Origin of the sequence: Pseudoalteromonas sp. McH1-42 (assembly GCF_022347845.1) — a bacterium.
Classification (GTDB): domain Bacteria; phylum Pseudomonadota; class Gammaproteobacteria; order Enterobacterales; family Alteromonadaceae; genus Pseudoalteromonas; species Pseudoalteromonas rubra_D.
Map to the genome: position 1 here is coordinate 45,377 of NZ_JAKRFU010000009.1, position 15,146 is coordinate 60,522.

14 protein-coding genes are annotated in these 15,146 nt (G+C 48.5%); 5 read left to right on the plus strand and 9 right to left on the minus strand.

What is annotated here, in order from left to right; all coding sequences use genetic code 11:
* Positions 1–7: 7 nt before the first annotated feature.
* Together MHN31_RS09170 and MHN31_RS09175 are read right to left on the minus strand one after the other, a co-directional pair.
* A complete protein-coding gene (locus MHN31_RS09170; protein ID WP_239444129.1) occupies positions 8–1,321 on the minus strand; it encodes a serine hydrolase domain-containing protein in 1,314 nt (437 codons plus the stop codon).
* A gap of 361 nt (positions 1,322–1,682) precedes the next feature.
* Positions 1,683–2,585 (minus strand): LysR family transcriptional regulator, encoded by a 903-nt coding sequence (locus tag MHN31_RS09175; protein WP_239444130.1) that lies wholly within the window; start codon positions 2,583–2,585, stop codon positions 1,683–1,685.
* A gap of 100 nt (positions 2,586–2,685) precedes the next feature.
* Here MHN31_RS09175 and MHN31_RS09180 point away from each other — a divergent pair, with 100 nt between their 5' ends.
* Positions 2,686–3,798, plus strand: a complete 1,113-nt coding sequence (locus tag MHN31_RS09180; RefSeq protein WP_239444131.1) for an FAD-dependent monooxygenase — start codon at positions 2,686–2,688, stop codon at positions 3,796–3,798.
* Between the two features lie 56 nt (positions 3,799–3,854).
* Here the strand turns inward: MHN31_RS09180 and MHN31_RS09185 are convergent, their stop codons facing one another.
* Entirely contained in the window at positions 3,855–4,112 is a 258-nt protein-coding gene (locus MHN31_RS09185; protein ID WP_239444132.1) for a hypothetical protein, read from the minus strand.
* A 314-nt stretch (positions 4,113–4,426) separates the two neighbouring features.
* Here MHN31_RS09185 and MHN31_RS09190 point away from each other — a divergent pair, with 314 nt between their 5' ends.
* Positions 4,427–5,923, plus strand: coding sequence for a Calx-beta domain-containing protein (locus tag MHN31_RS09190; protein ID WP_239444133.1), 1,497 nt, complete (start codon positions 4,427–4,429; stop codon positions 5,921–5,923).
* Positions 5,924–5,969: 46 nt separating this feature from the next.
* Here the strand turns inward: MHN31_RS09190 and MHN31_RS09195 are convergent, their stop codons facing one another.
* From MHN31_RS09195 to MHN31_RS09205, 3 genes are all read right to left on the minus strand, one after another.
* Positions 5,970–7,562 (minus strand): hypothetical protein, encoded by a 1,593-nt coding sequence (locus MHN31_RS09195; RefSeq protein WP_239444134.1) that lies wholly within the window; start codon positions 7,560–7,562, stop codon positions 5,970–5,972.
* Positions 7,563–7,611: 49 nt separating this feature from the next.
* Complete coding sequence (locus MHN31_RS09200) at positions 7,612–8,757, minus strand: hypothetical protein (protein WP_125558097.1); 1,146 nt, start codon at positions 8,755–8,757, stop codon at positions 7,612–7,614.
* 260 nt (positions 8,758–9,017) lie between these two features.
* Positions 9,018–9,557: a DinB family protein gene (locus MHN31_RS09205; protein WP_239444135.1), complete on the minus strand. Its 540-nt coding sequence runs from the start codon at positions 9,555–9,557 to the stop codon at positions 9,018–9,020.
* A gap of 239 nt (positions 9,558–9,796) precedes the next feature.
* On the opposite strand from MHN31_RS09205, the gene MHN31_RS09210 reads away from it, so the two are divergent.
* Positions 9,797–10,360, plus strand: coding sequence for a phosphoribosyltransferase family protein (locus MHN31_RS09210; protein ID WP_046003029.1), 564 nt, complete (start codon positions 9,797–9,799; stop codon positions 10,358–10,360).
* A gap of 116 nt (positions 10,361–10,476) precedes the next feature.
* The gene (gene glsB, locus MHN31_RS09215; RefSeq protein WP_239444136.1) at positions 10,477–11,406 is read left to right on the plus strand and encodes a glutaminase B; all 930 of its coding nucleotides are present in this window, start codon (positions 10,477–10,479) and stop codon (positions 11,404–11,406) included.
* 46 nt (positions 11,407–11,452) lie between these two features.
* Here glsB and MHN31_RS09220 read toward each other — a convergent pair whose 3' ends face one another.
* Positions 11,453–12,757: an inosine/guanosine kinase gene (locus MHN31_RS09220; RefSeq protein ID WP_010383041.1), complete on the minus strand. Its 1,305-nt coding sequence runs from the start codon at positions 12,755–12,757 to the stop codon at positions 11,453–11,455.
* A gap of 170 nt (positions 12,758–12,927) precedes the next feature.
* On the opposite strand from MHN31_RS09220, the gene tadA reads away from it, so the two are divergent.
* Positions 12,928–13,449 carry a tRNA adenosine(34) deaminase TadA gene (gene tadA, locus MHN31_RS09225; RefSeq protein WP_125558092.1) on the plus strand — a complete coding sequence of 174 codons (522 nt, stop codon included), beginning with the start codon at positions 12,928–12,930 and terminating at the stop codon, positions 13,447–13,449.
* Here tadA and MHN31_RS09230 read toward each other — a convergent pair.
* Together MHN31_RS09230 and mltF are read right to left on the minus strand one after the other, a co-directional pair.
* Positions 13,440–13,604: a hypothetical protein gene (locus MHN31_RS09230; RefSeq protein WP_010383038.1), complete on the minus strand. Its 165-nt coding sequence runs from the start codon at positions 13,602–13,604 to the stop codon at positions 13,440–13,442. The genes tadA and MHN31_RS09230 overlap by 10 nt on opposite strands.
* Positions 13,605–13,722: 118 nt before the next feature.
* Complete coding sequence (gene mltF / locus MHN31_RS09235) at positions 13,723–15,111, minus strand: membrane-bound lytic murein transglycosylase MltF (RefSeq protein ID WP_239444137.1); 1,389 nt, start codon at positions 15,109–15,111, stop codon at positions 13,723–13,725.
* Positions 15,112–15,146 lie beyond the last annotated feature (35 nt).

The window sequence follows — 15,146 nt, forward strand, 5'->3', positions numbered from 1 at the left end:
ATTCACTTTATAACTCGGTATTAGCGTTTTGAGCACGCAAATGAGGTGCGTCAATAAGGGTATAAATGTGGGGGATTAACCACTTTTCGAGTGCCACCCAGCCATCTTCTACCTGCATCATCGCGACCACTTCAAGCTGAGATTTTGGGTCGCTCCAGAATATTGTACCGCCCATACCACCCCAAAAGAAGGTGCCTTCCTGACGAAGATCGTCGGTAGCTTCTTTAACTCCCACACCGTAACCAAAACCCACGCCTTTGTATACCCGTGGCATAAAGTGCGTGTCCAGCCCCTGCGTTTTCGAACTGAGCATAGTGTCAACCAAGTGCTCTGATAACAGGGTCTGGCCATTAAATTTCCCCTGATTCGAAAGCATAGAAACGAAGTTACTGTAATCTTGTGCAGTTGAGATAAGCCCGCCACCACCCGAAAGTAACACCGGTTTGTTTAAATAGTCGCTATCTGCACCTTCTTCGCTAAAGAGAATTTTGTCTTTGTTGAATACGTAGGCTTCTTCAAAGGTCGTCGCGTCATACTCATACATATCAACCAGCCGGTGCTCGCTGCCCTTTGGTACCGAGAAATGGGTGTCTTGCATGTTGAGTGGCTCAAAAAGATGACGTGTTAGATAGGTATCTAAAGGCAGGCCTGACACTTTTTCGATAATGGCACCTTGAATATCGCTGGCAATCGAATACTCAAAGCGTTCCCCCGGCGTAAACTTAAGGTCTATGCCAGACAGGTCATCAATCATCTCGTCCAGGGTATTGCCGCGGCTCAGTGGGTTAGCCAATAAGTAGCGAATATCAACCCAGCTTTTTAGCCCACCGCCATAACCAAATCCGGCGGTATGCGAGAGCAAGTGATGGATGGTGACCGTATGTGGTTGTCCATCAACTTCGAGCACATTCAGCTCAGGTAAAAATTTGCGAATATCATCCGTTAAAGCGATCTGACCTCTGTCTACTAACTGCAATAAAGCCACTGAAGTGATGGGTTTACTCATTGAAAAAATACGGAACAGCGCATCTTTTGTCATTGGTTTGGATTTCTTGACGTTTACTTTGCCGTACGCATTGTAATGTACCAGTTTATTTTGGTGTTTCACCATCAGCACTAAACCCGGTAAGTGGTGCTCTGCGAGTAAGTGCTCTATGTGTGTATCGAGCGTGTGTGAGGCCGTGTGCGCTGCGATTGGCGCCGTGGTTTTGGTAACTGTTACGTCAGACGCTGTCACCGTATGTGATGCCAGGCTGAATAGGGCCGCGGAGATCAATGTTGTCAGTGCGCCTTGTTTTGGCTTGATAGTCTTTGTACGCATGGTGTTTCCTTGAATTGGGTGGTTGTTAGCTGTTGAGTCACAGACTAAATCAACCCAGGTAAACTCAATGTAAAACGGCTAACGTCACTGCGAGAAAATCATACATTTGATTTGAGAGCCGCGTATGGGAAGGTAAGCCAGCGTTTGTTAAAGCTTATATGTTGATGAAAAACAAAGTATACAACTGAGTGGGGGCTTGAGAGATAAGGAGCTTTCTGGGTATATCCAGGCAACGCGCGGTAGTTATGGGTGGCACTGGCTTTTTCTTCGCGGATCAGGGCTATCAGGTTCAGTCCCTCGTGCATGCTCCTTGAAAGATGTGTATTTGAGCCCCGTCTGACCGTTGTTGATTTGAATATGTTTACTTTGCCGGTGTATCCATTAGCTCACTTAACCCTGTTTTAAGGTGTGATAGGAGCGCAGTGACTTTTTTCTGCGGGTATTTACGACCTGAGTAAAATGCATATAACACCAGATCTTCCGGCTCATGGTCTAACGTGAGCTCCACTAAAGTGCCTGCCTCCAGCTCTGCCTGGCACATATGTCGCGGTAAAATGGCAAAGCCCAGTCCCTGGACTGCGGCAGCTTTGGCCATGTGGCCACTATTCACTTTATAACTGGATTGCACATGCAATGTTCTATTGTGTTTGAATCGCCACGGGGTGCCCTGTAGCGCGGTCAGGCTGGTAATACAGGGCACTTTACTGAGTGTATCCAGCGAGTGCACATGTGCATGACGGTGCAGCAGCTCAGGTGCACCCACAACACAGCTAGGCAGATGCAGAAGGGCTTGCGCTACCCAGCCCGAGTCTTCCAGTGTGCCCCGGCCAAAGCGCACCACCAAATCTAATCCCTCCAGCATGCCTTCAGTGGGGTTTAATTGTGTATCACAACTGAGTTGTATATCGGGGTGTTGGTGGCAGAAATTGGCAATAAGCGTTGCCAGTACAGGCAAGTCTGGCATGACCAGATTGAGGTGGCCAGACAACGCGTCATGGTGCTGAGACACCTCTGTCAGTGCATCATCCATTGTGTGAATGAGCGGCTTAAGTGTCAGATAAAGTTGTTTGCCTGCCGCTGTCGGGCGCATTTTTCGCGTTGTTCGCTCCAGCAGCCGGGTGTTTAAGTGTTGCTCCAGCTGGGCCACATGGCGGCTGATATTGGATGTGGGCAGCTGGCGATGTTGTGCAGCCTGCTTAAAGCTTAACTTTTCATAGACTGCCGCAAAGCTCAATAGCCACTGAATATCAGTCCTTTCGATCATTTACTATCTCATAAAATGGGATTTATAAAGCCATTTTATCATATTTATCCCATTTAGCTGCTTTGTCACACTGCACTCAAGATATTGAATGGAGTGAATAATGCAGAAAAAGCGAATTGCGATTATAGGGGCTGGCGTTGCTGGTATGGCACTGGCTCTGCTGGCAAGCAAACAAGGGCATGAAGTGCAGGTGTACGAGCGTGCAGCCGCGCACAGGGTGATGGGAGCTGGTGTCACGTTGTGGCCCAACGCGATGTTTGTGTTAGAGCAAATGGAGTTAGCATCGGACATCATTCGAGCCGGTGGAACACCCGAGTTTGTGTGTCAGTATGACCGCAGAGGCAACCGGCAAAATGCGCTGGATATTGATGAGCTAAATCGGCTCAGTGGTCACGCGACCGTGACCATATTGCGCCGTGATTTGATCCGCGTACTGGGTGACGCACTAAGCGCGCAGGGGGTATCTATTGCATTTACAACCACAGTGACTGAGCAGGATATAGATAAGCTCAGGCAGACATATGATTTAGTCGTTGGTGCTGATGGGAGAATGCATTCGGTGGCGCGTGAGGCGCTATTTACTTCGCCAGTGTCACCGTGCTATCAGGGATTTATCAATGTGATAGGGATCAGTCGGCTTGAACCTGGCTCCTTACCAAACAGTATTGGCGACTTCCGTTATCCTGGTGAACGTTTCGGCATTGTGCCCGTAAAGCCTCAAACGTGTTATTGGGCAGGGGCGTGGCGCACACCGCTCGATAAAAGTTGTAGTCAGCGCGACTGGCTGTGCGAGTTAAAGCAGCGATTTGGCGGATGGACTGAAGCGGTTCAATCTGTTTTGAGGCATGCTGAGCCGGGATCTGTCAGGGCTATTTTTGTGCATGATTTAGATCCACTTCCATACTGGCATAAAGACAATGTCGTTGTAATAGGTGATGCGGCGCACGCTGCATTACCGACTTCAGGGCAAGGGGCGTGTCAGGCACTGGAAGATGCCTGGTTGTTGAGCTGCCTGATGTCACAGCAGCACGATCTCAGCGTGGTACTCGGCAGGTTTTATCAGCTGCGGATTGAAAAAGTGACAATGGCCCAGAACGCTGGTCGGCAATTAGCGCAGCAGCTGTTTTCCGGACACCGTGAGGAATCGACTGCGCCGTCAGGCGTATCTCTTGCCCAGCTGAGCCAGTTATGGATGCAGGGGCTGAATGCATAGCATGGGGAATTGAATAGGCCTGCTGGTGTTGTAAGAGGGGGCTATCTTAAAGATGGTTATTCTGGCGGGTCACCGGGCACTTCTTTACGCTTACGCTGCTCTTGTTTCGCCTTTGCCACATTTTTAAATACGGGCGGTGGAATAGGAAACAAAGACAGCAATGGAAAGATTGCCATCACCAGATAAGCGGCTTTGGGCATCCCTTTGGCCCATTTCACTATCCTGATCAGACACCAGAGGCTGAGCACACTCATTGTGAGAATCAGCCCTGCTTTTAGTATTATCTGTATCAGGGTCAGGTTGTCGTTGTTCATCAGCGTTATTCCTTTTGCTTAATTAATCTTCTTAATAGGTACGCGCTGACTAAAAATCAAGCGGCTTGTATTGTACTGAGATTGTTCAGAAAATCTGATTATGGTGTTTTTATGGCACTAAATTAATCCATTGTTCTTATTTTTTTGTTGATTTTTTGTGTTTTGACGCGCATCATGGCCTCAGATTGCAAAGATAATAATGGAAGCACTCACTCCTAATGGAATAGGAAATCGCATCATACAGCGGAGGTAGATGTGTCATTACTTTGTGTTGTATTAGCCTGAATTTGGATGAACCGAACGAGTTTATTACCATGCTAAAAACATCACTTTCTTTGATTGCCCTGGTGGCGTCTTCTGTTTCTTACGCGAACACTTGTAGTGGCCAGCTATATGGCATTAATGCGGGTCGTGGCGATGTGGGGATTTTATTTGGTCTGAACGAACAAGATAACAGTGCCTATGCACAAACGCTGGCGGAATTTAGTGCCTCAGCATTGGCTTATGACCCGGCCAGCAAACGCATGTATTATGTGTCAGCGCCCAGACCGTTTGAATATCAGGTTGACGTGAGTCACCTTAACCTCAGTGCAGAGCAGTTAACGCACCTTCCAATAGAGGGCAAGCGCTTTAAATATTTGCGCCTGGCATACTATGATTTTGCTACCGATACGCACACGCTGGTGGGCAGAACCTCTCAGGTGCTGAGTATGGTGTATGATCCCGAGCGCGATGCGCTGCTGGGCACCGATTTTAAAAAGCTCTATGAAATAAATAAAAACACGGGTGAAGCGACAGAGCTGGGTGCACTGGGCTCGCTCAAAGGCAAGTTTCGTGGCGACTTAGTGATCCAAAATGGCAACTGGTATTTGATCACCAGTCGCAGTGTTTATCAGATAGATAAAACCACCTTCGCGGCCACTAAACTGGCGAACCATAGCCTGACCGCAGCCACAGGGGCTGCGTTAAATCAGGCCGGTGAAGTGGTTGTCAGCCGTACCTTGATCAACGATTATGGGCATGTGAATCGCTCCAAGCTATACAAACTCAACCCTCAGTCGGGTAACACCTGTTTACTGGCTACGGTGCCCGTGCGGCTCAACGATTTGGCAGTCAATACCGATCAGGCTGTGGCCTGTTACACCACACCCAGTTGTGAAACTGATCCTGAACCGACCTTCACGGTCGAAGCAATCACGGATACGGTATCGGAAGGGGGGCAGCTCGAATATCAAGTAGCTTTAAGTAATGCCTATTATCAGGATGTGACGCTCGACGTCAGTGTGCTGGATGACACTACCTCTGCCGGCGATTACACCTCGCCATCTGCCAGCGTCACGATTGCTGCGGGCGAAACCAGTGCGACCATTAATATTGCCACCCTGGATGATGCCAACCATGAAGACAGCGAGGCGCTGACCTTAGTGGTTGAGGGGGCAACATACACCAGTGGTTCCGCGTCTGTGTCGGGCACCATAGAAGACAACGACCCGGCTTGTACGCCGGATAACTACACCCGTATTCATTATCAGTTTGTCAGCGAAAGCGCAGGCTACAATAATGACTGGGGTATCCGGGTGAATGGTAGCTATGTGAAATTGCTGGACGAATACGGTGGCGCAGGCAGTTATGATGTCATTGAAGGGGCCAGTTATGACTATGTGTTATCCATTAATGGCAATTCTAACCAGCTGACCACCAATTATCGTGTTTATGGAGATAAGCAGTACTGGGAAGATCAAAACGACCGCGACTATAACGACTTTATAGTGAAGGTTTGGACATCCAGTATTCAAAAAGGCTGTGACTGATAAGCTCAGGACTGCTTAGGGCAGTCCTGACAATCTTGAAAGGGGGTTATTCTCCTTGTATAAAAGCCCTATACTCCGAGCCCAGGTGCCGTAGCAATTGCTCACGTCGCACCTCGGTGTCATTGCCTTTCAAATAGCCTTTGATGGCATATCTTAGCGTCATAGGCTCTTTATCTTCCGGCCCGAGTATGTAATTTGCTAATGTTTCGTCACTTTGCGTGTAGCCCAGTGCAGCCAGGTTTGCAATACCATCCATAGCCGCGGCGCGAATACTCAATTCACGAGATTCGTAGGAAGGACCATGACTGTGATCAGAAGAGATTTTTGGTGCAAATGTGTAGTCTGGTTTGGAGATCGCAATCTCATATAGTTTGTCATTAGCCAGTGGGCTGTTCAGTTCACTTAATATATGCACCGCAGACCAGCGCCGCATCTGACCTTCAACTGTAAGTGCAGTATCATCATAGATTTTGAACAGTTCAGGCACAACGAGATGGGCGTTTTTGCGCAGGGTCTCCAGAGATTTAGCATACTGTTGATTTGCGTCTTCTCCCATACCAAATAAGTTGTTGAAGTGGGCCTCAATCATTTGCTCTAGTTGAACGCTGCTGTAATTTATTGCACTGAGTTGAGACTGAGGATTCAAGTCTTCTGCTTCAGTAACAAGCTCGGCAGGGATCAGGCTGAACAGATCGAACGGGTAATGTTGAATATGTACCCCTGCTTCTACCTGGATGCTTTTGGCTCTGAACTGACCGACCTGTAGCTTATTATCAGGCAAGGTTGTCAGAGTGAGGTTGGCATCTGGTGAAAACCACACGCCGTCAAAGGTGTGAGAGAGCTTGATGTCAGTTGAACCCAGATAAATGACTGCCAGTGCGCCATGCGTGCGATTATCGATAACTGGCAGAGTCTCCAGGTCGCCATGAACGTAAAGTACGGTGTTGTTTGTGTTTTCAGGGTTGCTTTCTATTACAATTTTAGAGTTTTCACCTGCGTTGAGTGACATCAGGTGAAAAGCTCCGGGCGTTATATGCCAGCTGGAATTCGGCTTAATAGTCACATTTTGATAGCTGCCGGGTTTGCTGACCGGTTTCGCATTTTGCTTAGCGCCCGTTGCTGTCACATGGACATTGCTTTTCGGTGTGTTAATTTGCCAGTTTAATTCTTCAATGCTCATGTCCAGTGCTGCAAGTTGTCGCAGGTTTTCAGGGGAAGTCGGCAGCGGACTATTATAGTGCCTGGCATAGAACTGGGTGTTGCTCGGTGGTTTATGTGAAAAGCGCATTTCTTTAAATGCCAGTGCATGTTGCATGGCATGGCCTTCACCCGTTATATCGAGAGTTTCAAAGCTAACGACGGATCCCGGAACTTGGCGAATATTGCCCGATACCAGGTGTTCAATTGCACTCAACTGCAATGTGTTGGACAGTTCGATAGATCTTGATGCAGTCAGCGGGACATGCTTTAACGCCATGGCATTTAATTTGAACAGCGCCACCGAGCAAGTAATATTCGCCTCTGTTACTTCGCACGTTAAAGGTTTAAGTAAATCTTCAGCGGCGGTTTTACTGCTAGCGGTTGCGCAAAATGGCAGGCCTAATGCTGTGACCACAAACAGAAAATAGGAGTACTTCATACGATACCTTTTAAAGCCCCTTTGCAGGGGCTGAATGTTAAAACGAGCGTTATTTAGGGCCTGTCGCGACACAGATCCATGGAGGAGGTCCCATATTATGTGGATTGTGACGGCATTCAACTTTAGTTGGTTGTTTACCATATTTATTCACAAAGCCAGATGTTGCTTGTGAGCGCACCGTTGATTCTACCCCGCCTGCTGCGGTGAAGGTTACTGTGTTTGATGGCTCTATAGGACGACTTAAACCAGATGCCGTTGATTTATTGATGATTTCAGCATCTTTGTCTGCATGATACGATGGCGGTGTAACGAAGCGGCGATTGATTGTGTAGTTTGCCTGTTGCTCAGCACTGGCCCGCATTGCCGGGGTTGCATCGTTAGCATTGACCGCAAACCACCATAACCATAAAGCTTCATAAGTATTTGAGCCGTTATAGCTCCAGTTGGGGTCACAGCTTGAGCCGCTGCACGCACCGCCGGCGCTACCATGTGATTTGTCCATATGCCTGGCTTCGTGTACAAGTGTTGCAGCTCGTCCAATCACATCCTGATCGTACAGGCCTGGGCGGCTGATGCTCATTTCTGAACGTTTTACCCATTCCCAGCTGTAGAACTTTTTCTTCCACTTAAATCTGGCAAAGACACTCTCGTCACAAATTGAATGGGTGTTGTGAACGTCTTTTTGTGATTCGTGATAGGCCCAGCCTAAAATTGAGTTGTCACCTGATTTATCAGCGTTGTCCAGTAACCAGATACTGTTGAACAATCGCCCTTTCGGTGACGTGTAATCACACGCACTGCCGGCAAAGCTACTTTCATTGACTGCAAAATTTGAGCGATAAGTTGATTGCTTGTTGCTGTCACAAAATTTTCGACCAATTGCGGCTTCGAACCGGGCGTCCGTATCGCTTTTACTGTGTGAGCGGCCACACATTTCATAGCTGTCACTGCCAAAAGAGAGCGTTGCAACTTGTGCGGTAGCAGTACAATACCAGGGGAGTGGATAATTAGTTGAGCGGCAACTGGTGCGCACGTTGGACAGTGGGTTACCATTTGCTTGTCGCTCAAGTGCAGAAATTGCAGCGATTTTGCCTTGTTCTTGAGTGTGGCCATAGGAGCCGGAAGAAATTGTTTTAGCAGCGTTTGCGGCAAATGGGGCCACCGTAATTGCCGCTACCAGTAGGGTATGTTTCATTCATTTTCCTTATTGATTTTGTAGTGTCACAGAGAACCTGATTAGGGTACATTGTGTGGAATTTAAACACAATGTATTAATTCCAAAATTACATTAGTTTTATTCATGTATCTAAATGTAATAACTTGACGGCAATGCCATAAAGAAGTCGTGGTCTTGCCGTTCAGTCTGGATAGCACCGATTTGGCAGGTGGACACCCAAAATAGCGAATCAAACAGGGTAAAGTGGTTTGAAGTTGTCAGGACAAGGTCTGGTATACCTAGATGTCGACATCGTCAATGAGCAGTAATAGGTCTGTATCACCTATGTCTTCGTCCAGTTGAGAAAACAGAGTTGTAACTTGTCCTCTGTGATGAGTCTGGTGGTTAAAAAAGTGCATCAGCAGGCTACTTAGAGGTTTGCTGAAGCCGATACCTTTAGTATTGCGGTAAGTCAGGATGGTACCCAAATCGGACTCCTGCAGCTCATCAATAAAACACAAAATTTGTTTGTCGAGCCATTGACGATGTCTAGTCAGGTGCGAGAGGTCTTGAAAAAGGCACTGGGCCAGGCTGGTGGGATTGGGCTGTTCCAATATGGATTGCAGAGCGCTAGAGCCCGCCTGGTTTGAAGCAAACCGTTTTAGCCAGATAATGTCTGCCACTACAAGGTGGTTTAATGTGCCAAATATTGAGCCGAAAAAAGCGCCTCGCTCTTGTTTTAATGCCTCTTCGCTCAGGCGCGTAGCTGCCTGATAAATTTTTTGATTCATCCATTGGTTATAGTCGGCCAGCAGTCTGAACTGGGTTAGTTGGCTCATGAGTGTTTCCTTCAGTATATTTGCATAGAGTTATAAACCCGGTAAGTGGGGAAAACAAGCCTTTCTCAGATTCATCATCCTGTAAAAAAACTGCGCTAGCGCAAGCAATTTTTTTTCGACTCAGCTAAAATACTCGGTTATACGTTATTCTCAGCCGTGCTGATTGCTGTGGTGTCTGTAGCGGCACTTTAAAAACACAGGTTTGCGCGGTGTTCTTTGCTCAATGACACGGGGTTTGTATGTCTGACAAGTGCTATATCACGGCGCAACAATTACTTGAAGATTCATTTCGACTGGCCGCTCAGGTTTATGAAGATGGATTTCGTCCTGACTTTATTATCGGCATTTGGCGCGGTGGCGCGCCTATCGGGATTGCTGTTCAGGAATATTATGATTACAAAGGCATAGAAACCGATCATATCGCCGTGCGTACCTCGTCTTACTATGGCATTGGCAAGCAGTCGAAAGAGATCAAGGTACACGGCTTACACTATATTGTTGAAAACGCTAATGCGGGTGACTCGTTGCTGATTGTGGATGATGTATTTGACTCGGGCCGCAGTATTTATGCGCTACGTGAAAAGCTCGAAGAGCTGATGCGTCTGAACCTGCCAAAAGACATTCGTGTCGCCTGTCCATATTACAAGCCGACCAATAAAAAAGTTCCTATGACGCCGGATTACTTTATTCACGAGTCGGACGAATGGCTGGTGTTCCCGCACGAATTATCAGGTTTAACGCCGGATGAGCTGATCGCTGGTAAATCAGATTTGGCCAATATCAAAGAGCTGTTTACCAAGTAAGCCGGGCCAACTGGTATCAAGAAAAAGCCGCACAGACACTGCTCTGTGCGGCTTTTTTGTGGCCACAGATCTGTTACACTCGCGCTATTGTGCTTTTTGAGATGATGACCGTTTTTATGACAACAGCCTCGCCCGATTATCAGGCTATTTTGCAACACGTTGCACAGCAGGTTCAGCCCTTGTCCCACCAGGGAAAGGTCGCTGATTATATTCCTGCGCTGGCTGAGCAGCCACTGGGGCAATTTGCCATTGCACTGCACACTGCCGACGGACAGACCTTCAGTGCCGGCCACTGTGATAGCCGTTTTACCATTCAATCTGTCTCTAAGGTCATGACCTTGACGCTGGCGTTACAGCGTTATGGAGATGAGTTGTGGCAGCGGGTGGGTAAAGAGCCGTCGGGCACCGCATTTAACTCCCTCACTCAGCTTGAGTTTGAAAATGGCACTCCCCGTAATCCCTTTATTAATGCCGGAGCCATTGTTACCTGTGATGCCTTGTTCAGCCGCCTGAGTGCGCCTATCCACACTATGCTGGAAAGTTACCGTAGTCATACAGCGAATCCAAAAGTGGCTATTAATAAGTTGGTAGCGCAATCCGAGTATGATCATCGTTATCGCAATGCCGCCATGGCCTATCTGATGAAGTCATTTGGTAACTTTGATAACCAGGTTGAAGAGGTACTGTGGTCGTACTTTAATTTTTGCGCCATTGAACTCAATGTATGCGAACTAGCACGGGCACTTTCTTATCTTTCAACGGGTGGGGTATGTCAGCAAAGTGGTCAGCAGGTGCTAAGTGCACGTCAAACCCAGCAGCTTAATTCTTTGCTGTTTACCAGTGGTTTGTATGATGCTGCCGGGGACTTTGCCTATCGGGTGGGGATGCCGGGTAAGTCCGGGGTGTCAGGCACCATCATTGCCGTCGCTCCGGGTCGATTTACCGTGGCGGTATGGTCGCCGGGGCTGGATAAAGTAGGTAACTCTGTTGCGGGTATTGCGGCGCTTGAGTTACTGGCTGAAAAGCTTGGCACCGCTTTATTTTAGGTGACAGTGAGATACAAAAAACGGGAGCCATGGCTCCCGTTTTTGCTTACTGATCCCAGTAAGTTTGTTCGAGCGAGTCTTCGCGCTCTGGCAGGCCACGCGACAGGCGTGGTGAGTGCTGTACTAATACCTCATAGCTGGCACGGTTAGCATACTTACTGATCTGTGCCAGTGAAGAATAGGTAATGGCATGCTGTTCGTGTTTGGCTGAGTTTGGCACGTTGAGTTTGTGGTATACGTTCGCTGACAGGTCGTGTAAGACTGCCGCCAATGCACAGTCTCCGGCTCCATTGGTATTTTTAATGGTATCCGGGCCACCCATGTAAGGAGCGGTGTGGCTGTATGCCTTGATTGGCTGTTTACACGCGCTACGACGCATTGCCCGTGAGAATTCATACTGGTTGAATTCTGGAATAGCGCCAGGCAGCAGCGGGTACTCGGTTTCGCGCTTTTTCTCATCATCCACATAACCGGCCATAAACAGGCCCTTAGGCCCGGCTGTACAGATCACTAAGTCAACCCAGTCCAGCGCTTTGTCAGCGGCCAGCAACGGATCGTCAAAACCGGTGATGGCTTCGCCTTCTTCCTCATTCATGGCCAGAATATCGACGTGTTTCTCTACGAATTCAGCCCACCAGGTCGGGTCTTGCTCAATCAGGAATTTAGTACCCAGCGTTAATACCACGGGCACACCGGCATCGTTGGCATATTTCACTGCCTGCATGGTGGCCTGGGTCATGGTTTCTTCGCCTGAAGTACGCATCAGATAAGCGCTGATCACCAATGCTGAGGCGTGTTCAATCAATGACTTGTCAATGGACTCAGGTTTTAGGTGGTTCATCATGCCGGCACTGATGGCGAAGGTCCGCTCACCACTGTCGTCAATCAGTGTAAAGCAACGGCCGATGGGACCCGGGACGGGTTGCAGGTAATCGAGATCGACCCGGCTGGAGGTGTTGCACAAAAACTTATACGCATAACTGCCGATTTGAATGTTTTCGCTCATGACACCCAGTAACACCGAGCGGCTATCAGCCAGCACCGAGTAGTTGTGCATGGTATTGCCAATGGTGCCGCCAGCAAATTCATAGTCAATCATGTCATCACGTTTCAGGCGATCGTAAAGCGCATTGGTGACATCATTGTCTATCACTTGAGACATACCGCGTTGCAACCCAAACTCATCTAGAAAGGCCTGATCGACCTTAGCTTCGATGTCTACTACGATTTGGTCTATACCACAAATGTAGTTGCGTTTAAGTCGATCAACGACATGTAACTGGTTAATTATAGGGTCTTTATCTTCGACTGGAAAATAATGTTTATGTCTTCTGCGGCCCGGAAATTTCATGTTTTACCCGTGTGTGTTGAGCTCGTCAAATAAAAAAAGCGGCGAATTATAGCTTAAATTGATGTCATTGAGCCATGGCAATTTGCTAATTTTAGCAATATAACTGTCACAGTGCGCAGTTCGCGACAATACGCTAGAATATCCCCCATTTTGTACCCAGGAGCATTTAGGTGGACGAACAACAGCAAGATCTGTATTGGATGCAGCGTGCATTGGAGTATGCTGACAAGGCCGAACAGGAAGATGAGATCCCGGTTGGCGCCGTTGTGGTAAGAGATGGTGAGCTGGTTGGCGCGGGCTGGAACCGCTCCATTTGTTGCCATGATCCTTCGGCCCATGCGGAAATGCTGGCGATCCGGGATGCCGGTCAGCGCATCGAAAATTATCGCCTGGTAGATTGCACTCTATATGTCACGCTGGAGCCGTGTCCTATGTGTGCTGGTTTGCTGGTACATAGCCGGATTAAACGGGTGGTGTTTGGTGCGTCGGATGCGAAAACAGGGGCCGCAGGGTCAATCATGAATTTGTTGCAGGAACCAAAACTGAATCACCAGGTCGAGGTGAGCGGCGGGGTATTAGCCGAGCAATGTGGCGAGAAGTTATCAGCATTTTTTCGGCGTCGGCGCAAAGAGATCAAGGCGCAGAAAAAAGCCAGGCAAGCGGGGTCAAACGACCAAGCAGCTCAGGATTGAGCCGCTCTTTCGTCTGCCGCTATCTGGATCAGTGCATAGATGCGGCGGCGTAATAATATCTTACGGTTGATGTTGCGTAACATAATACGGCGACGATTTGGATTCGTGTTGCGCGTGTTACGTTTAAACTGATGAGTTCGACGTCTTCTTAGCATCGTAACCTCCATTTTTAGTGAGAGAACAACTACGCGCGACAGCTATAGCGTATTCGTGTGTCAACTTGATGACATACTCTGAATAGCGTACCGGATACTTACCAGAGCGCCTAGTCGATCATTGGGCTGGTTGCTCTGAGTCTGTATTGACTTGAAGGGCCCCATTTTCGTCCAACCAGATCAGGGCGTCGTAGTACCGGCGAATATTATCTACATAGGTCACTGCCACATCGCCGCGCGCATATCCATATTTTGTCTCTCGATAGTAGCGCTTTTTAGTCAGCAGTGGTAGTCGTTTTTTCACCTCTGCCCAGCTAGTTGGATTGCCCCCCTGACGCATCGTGAGTTTGCGTGCATCATTCACGTGACCCCACCCAACGTTATACGCTGCAAGCGCAAACCAGGTTCTGTCTGGTGCACCGATCTGTTTGGGGATGCGATTAATGAGTTTACGTAAGTAGCGGGCGCCACCGCGAATATTTTGTTCTGGTTTGAGTCTGTGCGTTACGCCAACTTGTTTGGCTGTGCGCTGTGTGAGCATCATGATCCCGCGTACACCGGTGGGCGATTTGGCTCTGGGATTCCACATCGATTCCTGATAGCTCAGTGCGGCGAGTAAGCGCCAGTCCAGCTGGTGCTGCTCAGCGTATTGCATAAACCAGTCCTGATATTTAGGCAGCGTGGTTTTACTCGCTTCAACAAAAGCCAGAGTGTTGACGTAATTAAAGCGCCTGACATGGCCAAAGTACTTCTCCTCGAGCGCGGCCAGTTGCTGAGATTGTTGCATCTTGGCAAAAAATGGCGGCAGCAGTGCGTATAAAGAGTCGTCTTTTTCGTTGCGCAGCACCCAGGAAACCGGATCGGCCTGAGTGACGGAAAATGCAATGCTGACATTGGGGTGGTAACGTCGGAACAGGGCTAGCGAGTGCGAGTCGACAACTGTGTATTGTATGTCACCGTCGATGATCCCCTGCAATAGCTCTTCCTGATCCCGGTCATCGACTTCATGCCAGCTAAGCTCAGGGTACTGCTTTTGTGCCGCTTGCAAAGAGATCACATGATGGCTGTCCGCTAAAACGGTGACAGGCCCAGTTAACTGGGCAAAGTTGCGTGGTCGGGTATTGCCTTGTTTAAAGACCAATTTTTGGCTTATCTCCCGATAGCTGGGGCCAAAACGAAAATGGACAGCACGCTGAGGGTGGTAGCTAAGTCCCGCCGCAGCCATATCCAGATCGCCACTTTGCAGGCGTTCGAACAGTTTTTTCAGGCTGAAAAAAGGCACCATTTGCAACTCAACGCCGAGCTCATTGGCAAACTGCTCAGCCAGTTCGTACTCAAACCCCTGTTCACCACCAATGCCTTGATAAAAGGTCGCGGGTCCCACCAGGGTGCCAATGCGGATCACTTCCTGCGCTTTGATCTGTTGTAATTGAGTGGCGGGCATTTTTTCACAGCTGCTCATTAGCAATAAACAGCACAGTACCAGCACAAAGGAAAGCAAACGCATAAGTGACTTTTGGCTCCTTGGTCAAATGAGAGTGA

Coding starts and splice junctions, on each gene's coding strand:
- MHN31_RS09170 (WP_239444129.1), bottom strand. CDS start 1,321: ATGCGTACAAAGACTATCAAGCCAAAACAAGGCGCACTGACAACATTG.
- MHN31_RS09175 (WP_239444130.1), bottom strand. CDS start 2,585: ATGATCGAAAGGACTGATATTCAGTGGCTATTGAGCTTTGCGGCAGTC.
- MHN31_RS09180 (WP_239444131.1), top strand. CDS start 2,686: ATGCAGAAAAAGCGAATTGCGATTATAGGGGCTGGCGTTGCTGGTATG.
- MHN31_RS09185 (WP_239444132.1), bottom strand. CDS start 4,112: ATGAACAACGACAACCTGACCCTGATACAGATAATACTAAAAGCAGGG.
- MHN31_RS09190 (WP_239444133.1), top strand. CDS start 4,427: ATGCTAAAAACATCACTTTCTTTGATTGCCCTGGTGGCGTCTTCTGTT.
- MHN31_RS09195 (WP_239444134.1), bottom strand. CDS start 7,562: ATGAAGTACTCCTATTTTCTGTTTGTGGTCACAGCATTAGGCCTGCCA.
- MHN31_RS09200 (WP_125558097.1), bottom strand. CDS start 8,757: ATGAAACATACCCTACTGGTAGCGGCAATTACGGTGGCCCCATTTGCC.
- MHN31_RS09205 (WP_239444135.1), bottom strand. CDS start 9,557: ATGAGCCAACTAACCCAGTTCAGACTGCTGGCCGACTATAACCAATGG.
- MHN31_RS09210 (WP_046003029.1), top strand. CDS start 9,797: ATGTCTGACAAGTGCTATATCACGGCGCAACAATTACTTGAAGATTCA.
- glsB (WP_239444136.1), top strand. CDS start 10,477: ATGACAACAGCCTCGCCCGATTATCAGGCTATTTTGCAACACGTTGCA.
- MHN31_RS09220 (WP_010383041.1), bottom strand. CDS start 12,757: ATGAAATTTCCGGGCCGCAGAAGACATAAACATTATTTTCCAGTCGAA.
- MHN31_RS09230 (WP_010383038.1), bottom strand. CDS start 13,604: ATGCTAAGAAGACGTCGAACTCATCAGTTTAAACGTAACACGCGCAAC.
- mltF (WP_239444137.1), bottom strand. CDS start 15,111: ATGCGTTTGCTTTCCTTTGTGCTGGTACTGTGCTGTTTATTGCTAATG.